The sequence below is a fragment of the Streptomyces sp. DT2A-34 genome (assembly GCF_030499515.1).
In the GTDB taxonomy this organism is placed as follows: Bacteria; Actinomycetota; Actinomycetes; order Streptomycetales; family Streptomycetaceae; genus Streptomyces.
In genome coordinates, this window is record NZ_JASTWJ010000001.1 from 9,066,544 (window position 1) to 9,081,596 (window position 15,053).

Here is a 15,053-nt window from a genome sequence, read left to right on the forward strand (position 1 = left end):
TCCGATCTTGAGCGGTGTCCGTCGAACGGGAGTCTCGATTGGGTGGTCGCGAGGTGTTCGGCGCATACGAGCAGGGCCTCCTGAACAGCTCGTTGGTGTCGAATCACCGAGCAACATCAGGAGGCCCTGGTGCCGCAGTGTTCCGTGTCGATGGGCGCGCAGTCCAGTTCAGTCACGCTGGAGTGTGACTGTCTGGCTCACCGGTTCGGAAACGCCGCCGACAACGGGTTTCGGCAGTCGCGTTATCCGACGGACATGACGGACGCGGAGTGGGCCGCGGTACGGCCGTTGCTGCCGGTGCCTGGCTGGATGCGCGGCTGGGGAGGGCAGCCGGAGGCGTACTGCCATCGGGCGATACTCGATGCGATCCGCTACCTGGTCGACAATGGCATCAAGTGGCGGGCGATGCCCGCCGACTTCCCGCCGTGGGACCGGGTATACGCGTTCTTTCGCCGCTGGCGTGACCACGGCCTGGTCAAGGAGTTCCACGACCGGTTGCGCGCGAGGATCCGCGAGAGGCTGGGGCGGGATGCGGAGCCGTCGGCCGGCGTGATCGACTCGCAGTCGGTCAAGGCAGACGCCGTCGTCGGGTCGGACAGCCGCGGCTTCGACGGCGGCAAGCTGATCAACGGGCGCAAGCGGCACGTCGTGGTCGATACCCTCGGCCTGCTGCTGGGCGTGATGGTCACCGCCGCGGACGTCGGCGACCGCACCGCCGCCCAGGTGCTGTTGCAGCAAGTCACCGACACGCACCACCAGTTGGAGCTGGTCTGGGCCGACGGCGGCTACACCGGCAGCCTCGTCGGGTACTGCCTGGCCGCGCTCGCCCTGGTCCTGGCGATTGTCAAACGCAGCGACGACATGCGCGGCTTCGTGGTGTTGCCCAAGCGGTGGATCGTCGAGCGCCTCTTCGCCCACCTGATGCGCACCCGCCGCCTGGCACGCGACTACGAGCGTCGCACCACCAGCGCCGAGGCGATGGTCTACTGGTCGATGACCCTGCTCATGACCCGCCGCCTGGCCCGGCCACGCCCGCAGCCAGCGTGAACCGGCCTGGCTGCTGCTCGGCCAGCCAGCCGCGCGCGACCAGGCGCTTCGCCTTCGACCGCAGCGCCTCCACCCGCGTCGGCACCACGTCCATACCGAACCCTGCGGCCATCTCCTGGCAGGTCAGCGGCCCTTGATGGAGCCGGGCCCGGTCCGCGAGCGCACTAAGAAGTCATCTCATTTGGCGAGTCTGCGGTAGCAGATGAGGGTGCAGGCGATGCTGGTGAAGGCCAGGAAGTGGTCGGCTTTGCGCTCGTAGCGTCGGTGGAGGCGGCGGCAGCCGGCGAGCCAGGCCATGGTGCGTTCGATGGTCCAGCGGTGGCGGCCCAGTCGCTGCGAACTCTCGATGCCCTTTCGGGCGATGCGGTGGGTGATGCCACGTTGGCGTAACCATCGACGCAGGTGGGAGTAGTCGTAGCCCTTGTCGGCGTGGAGCTTGCCCGGCCTGCGACGTCGGCGTCCACGGCGGGAACGGATTGGCGGTATGCCCTTCACCAGAGGGATCAGGGCCTGGCTGTCGTGCAGGTTCGCCCCCGAGATTCCGACAGACAAGGGCAAACCGGTCCGCTCGGTGATGAGGTGGATCTTCGACCCGTACTTGCCCCGGTCGACAGGATTCGGACCCGTCAGGTCCCCCTTTTCAGGGCCCGCATGTTCACGGAGTCGATCGCGCAGCGGGTCCAGTCCAACTCGCCGCGAGCGCCGAGCTCGTCGAGGACCAGGCGGTGGAGCTTGGCCCACACCCTGGCCTTCGTCCACTCGGCAAAGCGCCGATGGGCCGTCGCTCCCGACGGCCCGAACGACGCGGACGGCAACTGCTGCCACGTGCAGCCTGACGTCGCCACGAACACGATCGCGGCCAGCACTTCCCGGTCACCATGGCGGCGTCGGCCACCTCCTTGAGGCCGCGAGGGAGCCTCTGGCACCACTCGCTGGAACAAATCCCACAACTCATCCGGCACCAGCCGCTCAACGATCCCCACGAGCTACAGCCTACCGAGTCAGCCAAATGAGATGACTTCTAAGGATGCGCTGGTAGTCCACCGACAGCACCGACCAGGCCAGCCCCTCACGCCACATCGGAACCTGCGACTTCGTCTTCGCTGCCTCCGGCACCTGCGGCGTCCTTCCGATCTGCTCCTCGGCGGCCGGCGCGGTCCCCTCGGCCCGGGCGGGGTCCTGCCCGCTCTCGTCCACGGGGGCCAGCACCTCGCCGACCCGCGAGCAGGCGATGGCCTACTCCTTCCATTCCTGCTCGGCCACGGCCAACTCGGCCTGGACACGGTCGGCTTCCTCCCGCAGCTCGTCCACACGACGGTGAGCACCCAGCTCACGCTGTTCCAACAGCCCAACCACCGACGGCATCCACGACCTCCCGGGCAGCGACAGCACGACATGCCACAACTCCCACGGGATCGCCGACCCTATGCCCGACCAGCGGAAACGCAGTCCTCAAGTCCGGAAAGACAACAGCTTCTGAGCACCGTACGATCGGCAGTGGTGCGGGGCTGCCAGGAGTGATTGCGGTGTCCGTGCCGCCGGGCGCCGAGCCCACCTTGTGGGAGCTGCACCGCGCGGTGTCGCAACTGCGTGAGGATCTGTGTGGCGACCTTGCCCAGCTCGCCGCGCGCCTCGACCAGGTGGTCACCCAGGACGTGTACCGGGCGGACCAGCGTGCCGTGGATCAGCGCATCAGCCAGATCGAGGCCGGTCTTGCCGGGCTGCGCGGCGAGCACGACCAGGGCCTGGAGCGCGCGGAGCAGCAGCGTCGCGAGGACCAGGCACAGGCCGCTGCAACAAGGCGGCTGGTGCTTTCCTCGTTCGTCGCTCCGCTCCTGCTCATGGCCGTACAGCTGTGGGTCGTCTCGCGCGGCTCCTCACCGTAAGTCCGCTGTCTGCAGCGGCATTTCAACTCGGGCGCGGGGAGATAGTGAGCGCCGACGTTGGCGACACCTCTCAGTCCTGACCGTCTCGTTGCGATCCTGCGCGCGGAAGGCGTGCGCGTCGTGGAACGGCCGGGCTGGCGACAGCACAACCGTAATCACAAGGGACCATGGGGCCCGGTGCACGGCGTCATGGTCCATCACACCGTAACGTCCGGTACCAGCAACACGGTCAGCATCTGCGAGCGCGGCTACGAGGGCCTGCCCGGCCCGCTGTGCCATGGCGTGATCGCCAAGGACGGCACGGTCCATCTGATCGGCAACGGTCGCGCGAATCATGCCGGCCGCGGCGACCGCGACGTGTTAAAACTCGGTGATCGCCGGACGCTCCCTGCCTCAGGCAAACGCGGCTGACGCGGACGGCAACCCGCACTTCTACGGATGGGAGTGCGAGAACCTCGGCAACGGCCGCGATCCGTGGCCGCCGGCCCAACTCGAGGCGATCGAACGGGTTGCGGCCGCGCTGTGCCGGACCCACGGATGGAGCGCCGCGAGCGTCATCGGGCACAAGGAGTGGCAGCCCGGCAAGATCGATCCCCTCGGCTTCACGATGGGCTGGCTCCGTGAGCGAGTCGCTGCTCGGCTCAAGGGAAAGCCGAAGCTCCCGGCGTATCCCGGCAAGGGCTCCTACACTCCGCCGCCCTTTCCGAAGGATCTTGCTCCGGATCGGACGTCACCGTCTGCGAAGAGTCTTCAGCAGGCGCTGAAGGACAACGGATGGCTCGACCGGTCCGTGCCCCTCGCGGACAACTACGGCCCGCAAACCAAGAAGGCCGTCGCCGCCTTCAACCGCAAGCACAACCTCTACACCACCGGCCGTCCCTACGACCCGGCCATCGGCCGCGGCGGCTGGGACCTCCTGCACCGACTCGCCTACGGGAACTGATCTTGCTCCACACCCTCGCCGACTTCGCCCACACGCACAGCACCCGCCTGTACGCCATCGCTACTGCGGCCCTGTCGTTGATCGCCTACTACGTCCAGGACCTGCCCACCAGGCTGATCCTCGCCCTCATCGCAGCCGTTCTCGGCACCGGTGAGGCCGTCCAGCGGGTCGAGGACAGGAAGACGACCAAGGCACTGATGCAGGAGCCTCTGCACAGCTCCGACGTCTGATCCATAGAAGCTGTGTCACATCCTCTCTTCGCTGGCTTCCGTCACGCCGGCGAGCAGAACACCGCCCTCGCCTTCGCCGTAGGCATCAGCGGACCACCGCACCTACGGCACAACCGCGGCCCGGTGTCGTCGCCCGCGACCACAACCAGCCGCAGCCGTGGCGCCCTGTTCCTGCCCATGGGGCCACCGTAGGACTGGCGGCAGCATCCGCCCAGTCCTCGGTCCTGGCCGAGCGTCTCTACCGATGGGAGCCTGACCTGGGCAGATCTGAGACATCGGTAGCCGGTAGCCGGTAGCGCATCGTTCCCGAAGCCTGGATGGGAACTCGTGAGGGGCGCAGGCGCCATAGTTCGGTGGCACCTGCGCCCCGCACTCGGCGTCAGGGGCTCTTGATCAGCTTCTTGATCTCGGGGGGAAGATCGTTATCGGAGTCGACGGCGACGAAGAGGACGTCGTCGGGTGCGTCGTCCACCGCGATGGCGATGCTGGGGTCCACTCCCTCGATCGCGTAGGCGACCGTCGAGTCTGGCGATGCCTGGCCGCCCCCGTCATCCGATGTGTCGTCGCACCGCGGAATGACGGCTGGCCCCAGCTTCTCGCCGACCTTGAATTCGGCGTTGGCCACGTCTGAGTACATGCGCTTGTCGTACTGGACCCTGTACTCACAGGACGCCTCGGACTCGCCGCCGCTCGACGACGCACAGGCGGCCGACACCGCGACGGTTACCGCCGCCACCAGTGCCCTCGCGACTGCACCGACCGGAACTACCGCTTTCACCTGGTTACCTCCTCCCGGAGCGTCGGCTCCGGATCAGTAGATGCTGCGGAGGCCGAGGACATCGCCCTTACCAAGGGTCCTCGCCCTTGTTGAGCACTCGATCGAATTGCCGTACATCGTGAGATTGCTGTGCGAGCCGTAGATGTCCTTCAGCCCGAAGATGTGCCCGGCCTCATGAGTACCGACGGAGCGGACGTCGTATTTGTTCGAGCAGCTGCTCGTCACCCTGTTCGTGAAGTCGTAGTCGTGGATGTTGAAGCGGACGTCGGCCTCCCGCAGGTCGTTCTTGACGCCGGGCGTAGGCCAGGTCCAGGAACAGGTGGTGGCGACGACGCCGTTCTTGAGGTTGCCCCCGTCCCAGGTGCTCAGGCCGTCCCGGTCGGTGCACTGGGAGCTGGTGTTGATGTCGGCCTCGTAGCTCGTCTTGGAGAGGTAGTTGGCCTTGTTCACGTCGACCTGGTCGCTGTAGCCGCAGTTGTTGTAGCTCTGGGTGATGGCGTCGAGGGCGTCGTAGAACACCCATTTGGCGTCGTCGTGGGACATGCCCGCAGGCAGGCCGCCGTCGCCGATGTACCAGTTGTAGGTGCCGTACTCCTTTTGGTCTTTCGTCGCGTACGTTCCGTCGCTGCACGCGCCCGGGGCGGCCGCCGCGTCCACCTCCGCCACCTCGGCGCCCTCGCTGGAGTCCGTGGCGTCCCCGTCTGTGCCGTCCGCCTCCAGTGTCACGTCGCCTGCCGTGGTGGTCGGGGTCAGGGAATCGGCAGCGTCGGAGCCCGCTACGGAGGAGTCCGCGCTCTCCGCCTCGGTGAGGTCATACGAGACGATGCCGTCGGCGTCGACCTCCATGGTGAATCCGTGCGTCTCCCCGTCGGTCGTGATCGAGTCGACGCTCACCGCAGTACCCGGCGGGGGCACTGTCACACCGGTCCCGTCGTACGTAACCACGTGCCCCACCGCGTCACACTTGATCACGGACGAGCCGGCGGGCAGGTCATAGATGGTCAGTTCCTCTTCCGTGAGCTCACACACATCCGGCGCCGCCGCAGCCGGATTCGTACCACCGAGGACTGCTGACAGCGAAGTCGCGAGCGCGAAGGCCGTGATCGTTCTACCTATGAGTCCTGGATTTCGCCCAGCCACTCTCCACCCCCGTGTCCGCCCGATGTACGGGACTTGAACAGATCTTGAGGAGCGTAGCCTTCACATCATCACAAGATCTGTCGAGTTCAGGACAAAAATCTTGCTCTCATGGCCGCTTCACACCAGCGGCACGAAGGTGCCGGCTCGAATTGTTCTCAGAGCCCTGACGCATCCTGTGACGGGCCCGGGGTGTGGCGGGTGCAGTGCAGTCCCCGCTCAGCGCGCTCCAGTCAGCCAAGGACCAGCGTCGCCGACACACGCGGCGAGCTTCGGTACGGCCCGTGAAGAAACTGCAGAGCGCCCACCTGAATCTCAAACGCGGCGGCACGGACGCGCCGCACGGCGGGCCCAGGCCGGAGCCGCGGACTTCACTAGCAGCGTCCAATCGAGGGGGTATGGACGAATGACTGGCCCAGTCCCAGTGACATCTCGGCGGTGATATCACCTCAGCGATAGGGGGCAAGGCAGCGTGTGGTCCATGGTGGTCATCCGCCGCTGCCGGATTTACAGGATGTTCTGGTTCCCCCGCGGGGCTACCCGGTGAAGTCGGCGGGCGATCCGTTCGCTTGCGGGAGATCGCGAGAAGCCGTAGCCCTGCCCGTCGAGAGGTTCCAGCGATGCCGCGCCGACTCGAAGAATCGCCCTACGCGTTCACCGTCCCGCCCGTGGACAAGGCGGTGCCTGTAGCCCGACGGCACGTTGCGGACCGCGCTCAGCGGATGGGGCTGACCCTGGACGAGGGTCTGGTCCAGGACTTGGAGTTGCTCACCACGGAGGTGGTGACCAACTCGATCACGCACACGAAGGCCTCGTGTGTGGTGTGCGTGCGCTGGACCGGAGAGCGTTCTGCGCGTGGAGGTCACCGATGTCGACCCCACGTTGGTGAGCGCCTCCTACGCCGCGCCCATGGATGAGGGCGGGCGCGGCCTCTTCCTCGTCGACGCGTTGGCGACTGCGTGGGGAGTTGAGCCCTGCACGGCAGGGAAGAAGACATGGTTCGGACTGACAGTCCCGACGTCCACCAAGGCCTCCGCAGAGTCGCGGCCGTCGCCACAGGAACCTGCCTCGGCGGCTGCTGCCTAATCAGGGCCGTACGTGCTCTTCCTCAGAAGCTGTTGTCTTTCCGGACTTGAGGACTGCGTTTCCGCTGGTCGGGCATAGGGTCGGCGATCCCGTGGGAGTTGTGGCATGTCGTGCTGTCGCTGCCCGGGAGGTCGTGGATGCCGTCGGTGGTTGGGCTGTTGGAACAGCGTGAGCTGGGTGCTCACCGTCGTGTGGACGAGCTGCGGGAGGAAGCCGACCGTGTCCAGGCCGAGTTGGCCGTGGCCGAGCAGGAATGGAAGGAGTGGGCCATCGCCTGCTCGCGGGTCGGCGAGGTGCTGGCCCCCGTGGACGAGAGCGGGCAGGACCCCGCCCGGGCCGAGGGGACCGCGCCGGCCGCCGAGGAGCAGATCGGAAGGACGCCGCAGGTGCCGGAGGCAGCGAAGACGAAGTCGCAGGTTCCGATGTGGCGTGAGGGGCTGGCCTGGTCGGTGCTGTCGGTGGACTACCAGCGCATCCTTAGTGCGCTCGCGGACCGGGCCCGGCTCCATCAAGGGCCGCTGACCTGCCAGGAGATGGCCGCAGGGTTCGGTATGGACGTGGTGCCGACGCGGGTGGAGGCGCTGCGGTCGAAGGCGAAGCGCCTGGTCGCGCGCGGCTGGCTGGCCGAGCAGCAGCCAGGCCGGTTCACGCTGGCTGCGGGCGTGGCCGGGCCAGGCGGCGGGTCATGAGCAGGGTCATCGACCAGTAGACCATCGCCTCGGCGCTGGTGGTGCGACGCTCGTAGTCGCGTGCCAGGCGGCGGGTGCGCATCAGGTGGGCGAAGAGGCGCTCGACGATCCACCGCTTGGGCAACACCACGAAGCCGCGCATGTCGTCGCTGCGTTTGACAATCGCCAGGACCAGGGCGAGCGCGGCCAGGCAGTACCCGACGAGGCTGCCGGTGTAGCCGCCGTCGGCCCAGACCAGCTCCAACTGGTGGTGCGTGTCGGTGACTTGCTGCAACAGCACCTGGGCGGCGGTGCGGTCGCCGACGTCCGCGGCGGTGACCATCACGCCCAGCAGCAGGCCGAGGGTATCGACCACGACGTGCCGCTTGCGCCCGTTGATCAGCTTGCCGCCGTCGAAGCCGCGGCTGTCCGACCCGACGACGGCGTCTGCCTTGACCGACTGCGAGTCGATCACGCCGGCCGACGGCTCCGCATCCCGCCCCAGCCTCTCGCGGATCCTCGCGCGCAACCGGTCGTGGAACTCCTTGACCAGGCCGTGGTCACGCCAGCGGCGAAAGAACGCGTATACCCGGTCCCACGGCGGGAAGTCGGCGGGCATCGCCCGCCACTTGATGCCATTGTCGACCAGGTAGCGGATCGCATCGAGTATCGCCCGATGGCAGTACGCCTCCGGCTGCCCTCCCCAGCCGCGCATCCAGCCAGGCACCGGCAGCAACGGCCGTACCGCGGCCCACTCCGCGTCCGTCATGTCCGTCGGATAACGCGACTGCCGAAACCCGTTGTCGGCGGCGTTTCCGAACCGGTGAGCCAGACAGTCACACTCCAGCGTGACTGAACTGGACTGCGCGCCCATCGACACGGAACACTGCGGCACCAGGGCCTCCTGATGTTGCTCGGTGATTCGACACCAACGAGCTGTTCAGGAGGCCCTGCTCGTATGCGCCGAACACCTCGCGACCACCCAATCGAGACTCCCGTTCGACGGACACCGCTCAAGATCGGAACGACAACAGCTACTAAGGCATAACCCGGCACAGTCAGGGGGATCCCGCGTGTTCGACGGCAGCACCTACAAGCGATGCAAGTGCACCGAACCCAAGCTCGACGCAGACGGACAGCCCATCATCGACGCGAACGGCAAGCCCAAGGTGCGTGAACTCGGCTCCGCATGCCCCCTGCTCAAAAAACGCGATCACGGCACCTGGTACTACTACGTCAAGCTTCCCGACGGCCCCGGCGGCAAGCGCCGACGCCCCCGCAAGGGCGGCTTCCTCACCCAAAACCAAGCCAAGGAAGCAGCACAGAAGCTGTGGGACCAAGCCCAGGGTGGCATCGACGTCGACACCAAGGAAACCGTCGCCGAGTACCTAGACCGTTGGCACGCCAAGCGTGTCGACCTCAAACGCAAAACCCGCTTCGGCTACCGCGACTTCATCGACCGCATTCAAACCTGCCCTCGGCCACCTCGCACTCCGCGACCGCCACATCCAGGAGATGTTCCAGCAGATATGGGCATTCAACGAGATCAAGAAGGCCAACCAGGAAGCGGCTGAGCTGGCCAAAATCGAATGCGAGGCCGCCCACCGAGCCTGGAGACAGGCCCCCACCCCACGGCCGCCAGAACTTCGCCAGGCATGGGACCAGGCCCGCGCAGCCCTCAAGGAAGCCAAGGCCAAGCCTCGCCAGAACACAGGCCCCGCCTCGCAGAAGAGATACTCGACTGCCTCTCCGCCGCACTCGGTGACGCGGTGAGCGAAAAGCTGATCACCCAGAACGGGCCAAGCTCGTCGTCCTCCCCAAATACGAACGCCCCCAACCGCTCGTTTGGACCGACGAGCGCGTAGCCTGCTGGCGCGAAACCGGCGAGAAGCCCGGACCCGTCATGGTCTGGACCCCAGAACAGACCGGCCAGTTCCTCGACGCAGCCGTCAACCACCCCATGTACATCATGTGGCACCTCATGGTCTACCGGGCACCGCGCCGCGGCGAGGCAACAGGCCTGTCCTGGACCGAACTCGACCTGACCAAAGGCGTGGCCTACGTCTCGGGACAACTCGTCACCGACTCGAATTACAACATGTGGCAGGACACCCCCAAGAGCCGCAGCGGCCGTCGTGCCATCGCCCTCGACTACGCCACACTGGCTCTGCTCACTGCCTGGCGCGACGTACAGAAAGCCCAACGCGCCGAATGGGAGGAGAAACACCGCCAAGACCCCACGAAGTACGGTCCGTACGTCGACTCCGGCTACGTCTTCACGCGCCCGGACGGCCGCCCCCACAACCCCCAAATGTCTCCCAAGCCTTCTGGAGATTCATCCAGCGCATAGGCCTCCCGCCGGTCCGCCTGCACGATCTGCGTCACTGCGCCGCATCACTCAGCTTGGCCGCCGGCCTGTCGATGAAAGCCATCCAAGCCCTGCTCGGCCACACCAGCTACCAACTCACTGCCGACACCTACACCAGCCTGCTGCCACAGTTCGAACAAGCCGCCGCCAACGCACCCCTTGATCTGGTACCACGCCGCAACGGCGTCGAGAAGCCCACCGATGAGCAAGCCCAGACGGCCCAGGCGCACCCCATGCAACTCCCCACCCCAGTCCGCGACGGAGAAGAAATAGAGCAAGCGGCGACCACCGCCTCGGTCGACGAAGAAACAGGCGACCGGCATCTGCGCGTCGTACGGCCAGCCCTTCGGGACGAGGCGCTGGGCGCCGCCTGATCGCGCCGTCCCCCGTTTGTCCCCCTGTCGACACGAGAGCCCCTCGGAGATCACTCCGAGGGGCTTTTCATACCCTGTTTTGCCTGGTCAGAGCTAGTGCTCCCGTAGAATTCGATCTTGCGACATCCTGTTCATCGACGAGGGCTTCGGCAGCCTCGACGACCAGACCCTCGACGAGGTGCTCGACGTCCTCGACTCCCTGCGCGAGCGCGACCGCAGCGTCGGGATCGTCAGCCATGTCGCCGATCTGCGGCGGCGCATCCATGCGCAACTGGAGGTCGTGAAGGGGAGATCGGGGTCGGTGCTGCGGCAGCGCGGCGCGTAAGGCGTGAACGACAGGATCCCGTACCGGCCGGTCTCCACTCCCTACCGGCCGCCTCGGGCCGTGAGGTAGGCGAGGACTGCCAGGACGCGGCGGTTGTGTTCCGCCCCGATGCCGAGGCCCGTCAGTGCCCCAGCGGCCGGCGGGGCAGCGGGGACGAGTAGACCACGCTCGTCGTCACCGAGCCCAGTGTGCCGATCTTGCCGGACACCTCCTCCAGGTGCCGCATCGACCGCGCGGCGACCTTGATGACGAAGCAGTCGTCGCCCGTCACGTGGTGCGCCTCCAGGATCTCCGGTGTCGCGGCGACCAGGTCGTGGAACGGCTTGTAGTTACCGTTCGGATAGCGAAGGCGTACGAAGGCCAGGATCGGCAGGCCCAGCCGCTCGGGGTCGACGACCGCCGCGTACCCCCGGATGACGCCCGCCTCCTCCAGCCGCCGTACCCGTTCCGTGACCGCGCTCGCGGACATGGAGACGGCACGCGCCAGCTCGGCGAAGCTGGCGCGGCCTTCGCGCTGGAGGACGTCGAGGATGCGCCAGTCGGTGGCGTCCGGGGAATACGCGGTCATGCCCGAGGAATAGCAGGGGAATCCCCGCCGGATCAAGGTCAGCGCCGTGGAACGGCCCTTCAGGAAGGGGATCAGCGGCCGTAGATTTCTGGTCGTCGAGATCCGCCAGGGATCGAGATCCGCCGGGGAAGGAACCAGATCATGACCGCCACCACCGTGAACCCCGTACTGCGGGTCGCGCCCGCCGCGCCGGCCGAGGCCGCCGCCCACTTCCGTGCGAGCCTCGTCTTCCACGCCGACGTGTCCGACGTCGCCGCCGCGCTCGCGGCCGACGGGGACCCCGGGTTCGTGGTCCTGGACTCCCGTTCCACCGACTCCTGGGAACAGGGCCACATCCCGGGCGCGATCCACCTGCCCACCGCCCTCATCCCCGAGCAGGCCGAGCAGCTCCTCGACAAGTCCGTGCCCGTCGTGACGTACTGCTGGGGCCCCGGCTGCAACGGCGCGACCCGCGCCGCCCTCGCCCTCGCCGAACTCGGCTACCAGGTCAAGGAGATGCTCGGCGGCTTCGAGTACTGGGCACGCGAGGGCTTCGAGTTCGAGACCTGGCAGGGCCGCGAGCGCCGCACCACCGACCCGCTCACGGCACCGGTGGACGCCGACAACTGCGGTTGCTGAGGGGGAGGCCGGGCGCGGTGAGAGGGCGGGCCCGCGGTGCGTGTAGGTTCTGCTGCCATGGTGCGATACGCGGAACCGGGCGCGGTGGAGTGGGTGGAGTCGGGCGGCGGCCCCCTGATAGCCGTACCCGAGACAGTGCTGCCGTTCTGGGCGGGCGCCGACGGCGACGAGACGGCCTCGGACTACGACCGGGCCTGCGAGGTCGACGGGTCGGTCGGACTCCTGCCCGTGGGCGACAGCGCGGCGCTGGTGTTCGGTGACGAGCCCGCCTCGACCTCCTACCTGCCCGACCACGGCGCCTTCGTACGCTGGTGTGCGGCCGACTCCGAGGAGGAACTGCTGGCCCGGGTTCCGGCCGCCCTCGCCACGGCGGTCTGGGAACACGAGGTGCGCTGGCTCGGTGCTGTTGCTCGTCCAGGCCCACGCCCGGCTGAGGCCGGCCGGCCCCGGGGGCCGCGTCGTGATGATGACCTCCGGCCAGGACATCGCGGGCGGCATGCCCGGCGAGATCGCCTACGCCCTCCAGAAGGGCGCCCTCGCCTCGATCACCCGCTCCCTGTCGACCACGCTCGCCGAGCAGGGGATCACGGTGAACACCGTCAACCCCGGCCCCGTGGACACGGACTACCTGACCGGCGAGGCGTACGAGGCCGTGGCGGCCCGCTTCCCCGCCGGGCGGTGGGGAATGCCCGACGACCCCGCCCGCCTCATCGCCTGGCTGGCGACGGACGAGGCGGGCTGGATCACCGGTCAGGTCATCGACTCCGAGGGCGGGTTCCGGCGCTGATCACAAGGTGACCGTCAGAGCGCGGCCAGCTCGTCCACCAGGTCGTCCAGGCCCAGGGAACCCTGGGACAGGGCCGCCATGTGCCAGGCCTTGAGGTCGAAGGCGTCCCCGTGCCGCTCGCGTGCCTTGTCGCGGCCCAGCAGCCACGCCCGCTCGCCGAGCTTGTAGCCGATGGCCTGGCCCGGGATCGTCAGATAGCGGGTCAGCTCGCTCTCCACGAAGTCCGCCGGACGGCTGCTGTGCGAGCCGAAGAACTCCTGGGCCAGCTCCGGAGTCCAGCGCTCGCCCGGGTGGAACGGGGAGTCGGCCGGGATCTGAAGCTCCAGGTGCATGCCGATGTCGACGATGACGCGGGCGGCCCGCATCATCTGCGCGTCGAGGTAACCGAGCCGGTGCTCCGGGTCGGTGAGGAAGCCGAGCTCGTCCATGAGCCGCTCCGCGTACAGTGCCCAGCCCTCGGCGTTGGCGCTGACCCCGCCGATGGTGGCCTGGTAACGGGAGAGGTTCCCGGCGACATACGTCCACTGCGCGAGCTGGAGGTGATGGCCGGGGACGCCCTCGTGGTACCACGTCGAGACCAGGTCGTAGACCGGGAAGCGGGTCTGGCCCATCGTCGGCAGCCAGGTGCGGCCCGGACGCGAGAAGTCCTCCGACGGGGGCGTGTAGTACGGCGCCGCCGCACCCCCGGGCGGGGCGATGCACGACTCCACCTTGCGTACCGGCTCGGCGAGTTCGAAGTGCGTGCCGTCGAGCTTCTCGATCGCCTCGTCCATCAGGCCCTGGAGCCAGTCGCGGACCTCGTCGACGCCCTCGATGTGCTTGCCGTGCTCGTCGAGATGCGCAAGGGCCACCCAGGGCGTCGCGGCGCCCGGGAGGATCCTCTCGGCCTCCTTCTTCATCTCGCCGAGCAGCCGGTGGTACTCGGACCAGCCGTACGCGTACGCCTCGTCCAGGTCGAGGTCGATGCCGTTGAAGTAACGGGCCCAGCGGGCGTAGCGCTCGCGGCCCACCGTGTTCGGCGCGCCCTCGATCGCCGGCGCGTACACCTCGCGCATCCAGTCCCGCAGTTCCACCACGGCGGCCGTCGCCCCGCGGGCGGCCTCGTCCAGCTCCGCGCGCAGCGCCTCGGGACCGTCCGCGGCGAAGTCCTCGAACCAGCCGCGCCCCTCGCCGGTGTCGGACCACTCGGTGAGCTGCTCGACGAAGGTGGCCGTCGGGCGCGGGGCCGCGTACAGCTTGCGCTCCAGACCCAGCGCGAGGGACTCGCGGTACCCCGCGTACGCGGCCGGCACCGCGCGCAGCCGCTCGGCGATCGCCGCCCAGTCCTCGTCGGTCTGGTTCGGTGTGACCGTGAAGATCTCGCGCACCGAGTGCGCGGGCGTGGCCATGTTCCCGACCGTGCGCAGGCCCTCGTCGGTCTCGTGCACGGCGAGTTCCGCGGTCAGCCGCTCGCGCAGCAGGCGCGCACACCGGCGCTCGATGTCACTGTCCGCGCCGGGCCGGCGTTCGGCCTCGTCGAGCCGCGCGAGTGTGGCCCGCGCGAGGTCCGCGAGCGCCTCCTGGCCCGCGGGGGAGAGGTCGGGAAGCCTGCTCGAACTCTCCTTCACGCCGAGATACGTACCGGTGACCGGGTCGAGGGCGATGAGTTCGTCGACATAGGCGTCGGCGACCTCACGGGGCAGCGGGCTGTTGGTCTCAGACATGCGGTCCATCCTCATACGAGGGCCGCGGTACGTCACTCGGATTGAGCTGAGGGCGAAGGCGGCAGCATGGGGCCGCAGTCCCACTGCTGGAAGATCAACCGGGTCTCCACCCGGGCGACCTCCCGGCGGGCGGTGAACTCGTCCAGGACCAGGCGCTGCAGATCCGCCATGTCCGCCACCGCGACATGGACGAGGTAGTCGTCGGGACCGGTGAGGTGGAAGACGGTCAGCGCCTCCGGCAGGGCGCGGATCCGTTCCACGAACGGCCCCACCAACTCCCGTCGGTGCGGCCTGACCTGCACGGACAGCAGCGCTTGCAGCCCCCGCCCGAGTTTCGCCGGATCGAGCTGAAGCCGGTGGCCGAGGATCACGCCCGAGCGGCGCAGCCGCGTCACCCGGTCCAGGCAGGTCGAGGGCGCGACCCCGACCTGCGCGGCGAGGTCGCGGTAAGTGGCCCGGGCGTCGTTCTGCAGAAGTCTCAGCAGCTGGAGATCCACCGGGTCCAGTACGACAGATTCGCCCATTGACCGAACGT

Annotated in this window: 16 protein-coding genes and 5 pseudogenes; 12 read left to right on the forward strand and 9 right to left on the reverse strand. The window is 68.0% G+C overall.

Going from position 1 to position 15,053, the window contains the following annotated elements:
* Positions 1-255: 255 nt before the first annotated feature.
* Positions 256-1,047 carry an IS5 family transposase gene (locus tag QQM39_RS40370; RefSeq protein WP_301996967.1) on the forward strand — a complete coding sequence of 264 codons (792 nt, stop codon included), beginning with the start codon at positions 256-258 and terminating at the stop codon, positions 1,045-1,047.
* On the opposite strand, the pseudogene QQM39_RS40375 reads toward QQM39_RS40370, so the two are convergent.
* The 3 genes and pseudogenes from QQM39_RS40375 to QQM39_RS40385 form a co-directional block, all read right to left on the reverse strand.
* Positions 1,004-1,219 (reverse strand): annotated as a pseudogene (locus QQM39_RS40375) (hypothetical protein); the annotation flags it as partial. The gene QQM39_RS40370 and the pseudogene QQM39_RS40375 overlap by 44 nt on opposite strands.
* 5 nt (positions 1,220-1,224) lie before the next feature.
* A protein-coding gene (locus tag QQM39_RS40380; RefSeq protein ID WP_302003862.1) for an IS5 family transposase occupies positions 1,225-2,024 on the reverse strand; the annotation gives its coding sequence in 2 pieces (ribosomal slippage) (positions 1,225-1,685 and positions 1,685-2,024; 801 coding nt in all).
* A gap of 46 nt (positions 2,025-2,070) precedes the next feature.
* Positions 2,071-2,412 (reverse strand): annotated as a pseudogene (locus QQM39_RS40385) (hypothetical protein); the annotation flags it as partial.
* Between the two features lie 161 nt (positions 2,413-2,573).
* Between QQM39_RS40385 and QQM39_RS40390 the strand changes: the two are divergent.
* From QQM39_RS40390 to QQM39_RS40400, 3 genes and pseudogenes are all read left to right on the forward strand, one after another.
* A complete protein-coding gene (locus tag QQM39_RS40390; protein ID WP_302002547.1) occupies positions 2,574-2,933 on the forward strand; it encodes a hypothetical protein in 360 nt (119 codons plus the stop codon).
* A gap of 57 nt (positions 2,934-2,990) precedes the next feature.
* A pseudogene (locus tag QQM39_RS40395) lies at positions 2,991-3,876 on the forward strand (N-acetylmuramoyl-L-alanine amidase).
* A gap of 2 nt (positions 3,877-3,878) precedes the next feature.
* On the forward strand, positions 3,879-4,106 hold the full coding sequence (locus QQM39_RS40400) for a hypothetical protein (protein ID WP_302002548.1): 228 nt from the start codon (positions 3,879-3,881) through the stop codon (positions 4,104-4,106).
* A gap of 379 nt (positions 4,107-4,485) precedes the next feature.
* On the opposite strand, the gene QQM39_RS40405 is transcribed toward QQM39_RS40400, so the two are convergent.
* A complete protein-coding gene (locus QQM39_RS40405) occupies positions 4,486-4,884 on the reverse strand; it encodes a DUF6281 family protein (RefSeq protein WP_302002549.1) in 399 nt (132 codons plus the stop codon).
* A 33-nt stretch (positions 4,885-4,917) separates the two neighbouring features.
* Positions 4,918-5,778, reverse strand: coding sequence for a peptidase M10 (locus tag QQM39_RS40410; protein WP_302002550.1), 861 nt, complete (start codon positions 5,776-5,778; stop codon positions 4,918-4,920).
* 1,466 nt (positions 5,779-7,244) lie between these two features.
* Here QQM39_RS40410 and QQM39_RS40415 point away from each other — a divergent pair.
* On the forward strand, positions 7,245-7,796 hold the full coding sequence (locus tag QQM39_RS40415) for a hypothetical protein (protein ID WP_301994551.1): 552 nt from the start codon (positions 7,245-7,247) through the stop codon (positions 7,794-7,796).
* Here the strand turns inward: QQM39_RS40415 and QQM39_RS40420 are convergent.
* Entirely contained in the window at positions 7,753-8,544 is a 792-nt protein-coding gene (locus QQM39_RS40420; RefSeq protein WP_301996967.1) for an IS5 family transposase, read from the reverse strand. The two genes, QQM39_RS40415 and QQM39_RS40420, sit on opposite strands and share 44 nt — an antisense overlap.
* Before the next feature lie 304 nt (positions 8,545-8,848).
* Here QQM39_RS40420 and QQM39_RS40425 point away from each other — a divergent pair, with 304 nt between their 5' ends.
* The 4 genes from QQM39_RS40425 (at position 8,849) to QQM39_RS40440 (ending at position 10,842) form a co-directional block, all read left to right on the forward strand.
* The gene (locus tag QQM39_RS40425) at positions 8,849-9,349 is read left to right on the forward strand and encodes an Arm DNA-binding domain-containing protein (protein ID WP_302002551.1); all 501 of its coding nucleotides are present in this window, start codon (positions 8,849-8,851) and stop codon (positions 9,347-9,349) included.
* A 329-nt stretch (positions 9,350-9,678) separates the two neighbouring features.
* The gene (locus QQM39_RS40430) at positions 9,679-10,125 is read left to right on the forward strand and encodes a hypothetical protein (protein WP_302002552.1); all 447 of its coding nucleotides are present in this window, start codon (positions 9,679-9,681) and stop codon (positions 10,123-10,125) included.
* Between the two features lie 17 nt (positions 10,126-10,142).
* Positions 10,143-10,517, forward strand: coding sequence for a hypothetical protein (locus tag QQM39_RS40435; RefSeq protein WP_302003897.1), 375 nt, complete (start codon positions 10,143-10,145; stop codon positions 10,515-10,517).
* Between the two features lie 178 nt (positions 10,518-10,695).
* Entirely contained in the window at positions 10,696-10,842 is a 147-nt protein-coding gene (locus QQM39_RS40440) for a hypothetical protein (RefSeq protein WP_302002553.1), read from the forward strand.
* Positions 10,843-10,963: 121 nt separating this feature from the next.
* On the opposite strand, the gene QQM39_RS40445 is transcribed toward QQM39_RS40440, so the two are convergent.
* A complete protein-coding gene (locus tag QQM39_RS40445; protein WP_302002554.1) occupies positions 10,964-11,410 on the reverse strand; it encodes an Lrp/AsnC family transcriptional regulator in 447 nt (148 codons plus the stop codon).
* Between the two features lie 141 nt (positions 11,411-11,551).
* Here QQM39_RS40445 and QQM39_RS40450 point away from each other — a divergent pair, with 141 nt between their 5' ends.
* The 3 genes and pseudogenes from QQM39_RS40450 to QQM39_RS40460 form a co-directional block, all read left to right on the forward strand.
* Positions 11,552-12,028 carry a rhodanese-like domain-containing protein gene (locus tag QQM39_RS40450; RefSeq protein WP_302002555.1) on the forward strand — a complete coding sequence of 159 codons (477 nt, stop codon included), beginning with the start codon at positions 11,552-11,554 and terminating at the stop codon, positions 12,026-12,028.
* Positions 12,029-12,085: 57 nt separating this feature from the next.
* Positions 12,086-12,418 (forward strand): annotated as a pseudogene (locus QQM39_RS40455) (Imm21 family immunity protein); the annotation flags it as partial.
* A 7-nt stretch (positions 12,419-12,425) separates the two neighbouring features.
* A pseudogene (locus tag QQM39_RS40460) lies at positions 12,426-12,815 on the forward strand (SDR family oxidoreductase); the annotation flags it as partial.
* Between the two features lie 14 nt (positions 12,816-12,829).
* Here QQM39_RS40460 and QQM39_RS40465 read toward each other — a convergent pair.
* Both QQM39_RS40465 and QQM39_RS40470 read right to left on the reverse strand, forming a co-directional pair.
* The gene (locus QQM39_RS40465; protein ID WP_302002556.1) at positions 12,830-14,518 is read right to left on the reverse strand and encodes a DUF885 domain-containing protein; all 1,689 of its coding nucleotides are present in this window, start codon (positions 14,516-14,518) and stop codon (positions 12,830-12,832) included.
* A gap of 32 nt (positions 14,519-14,550) precedes the next feature.
* Positions 14,551-15,042 carry an Lrp/AsnC family transcriptional regulator gene (locus QQM39_RS40470; RefSeq protein ID WP_302002557.1) on the reverse strand — a complete coding sequence of 164 codons (492 nt, stop codon included), beginning with the start codon at positions 15,040-15,042 and terminating at the stop codon, positions 14,551-14,553.
* Positions 15,043-15,053: the final 11 nt, after the last annotated feature.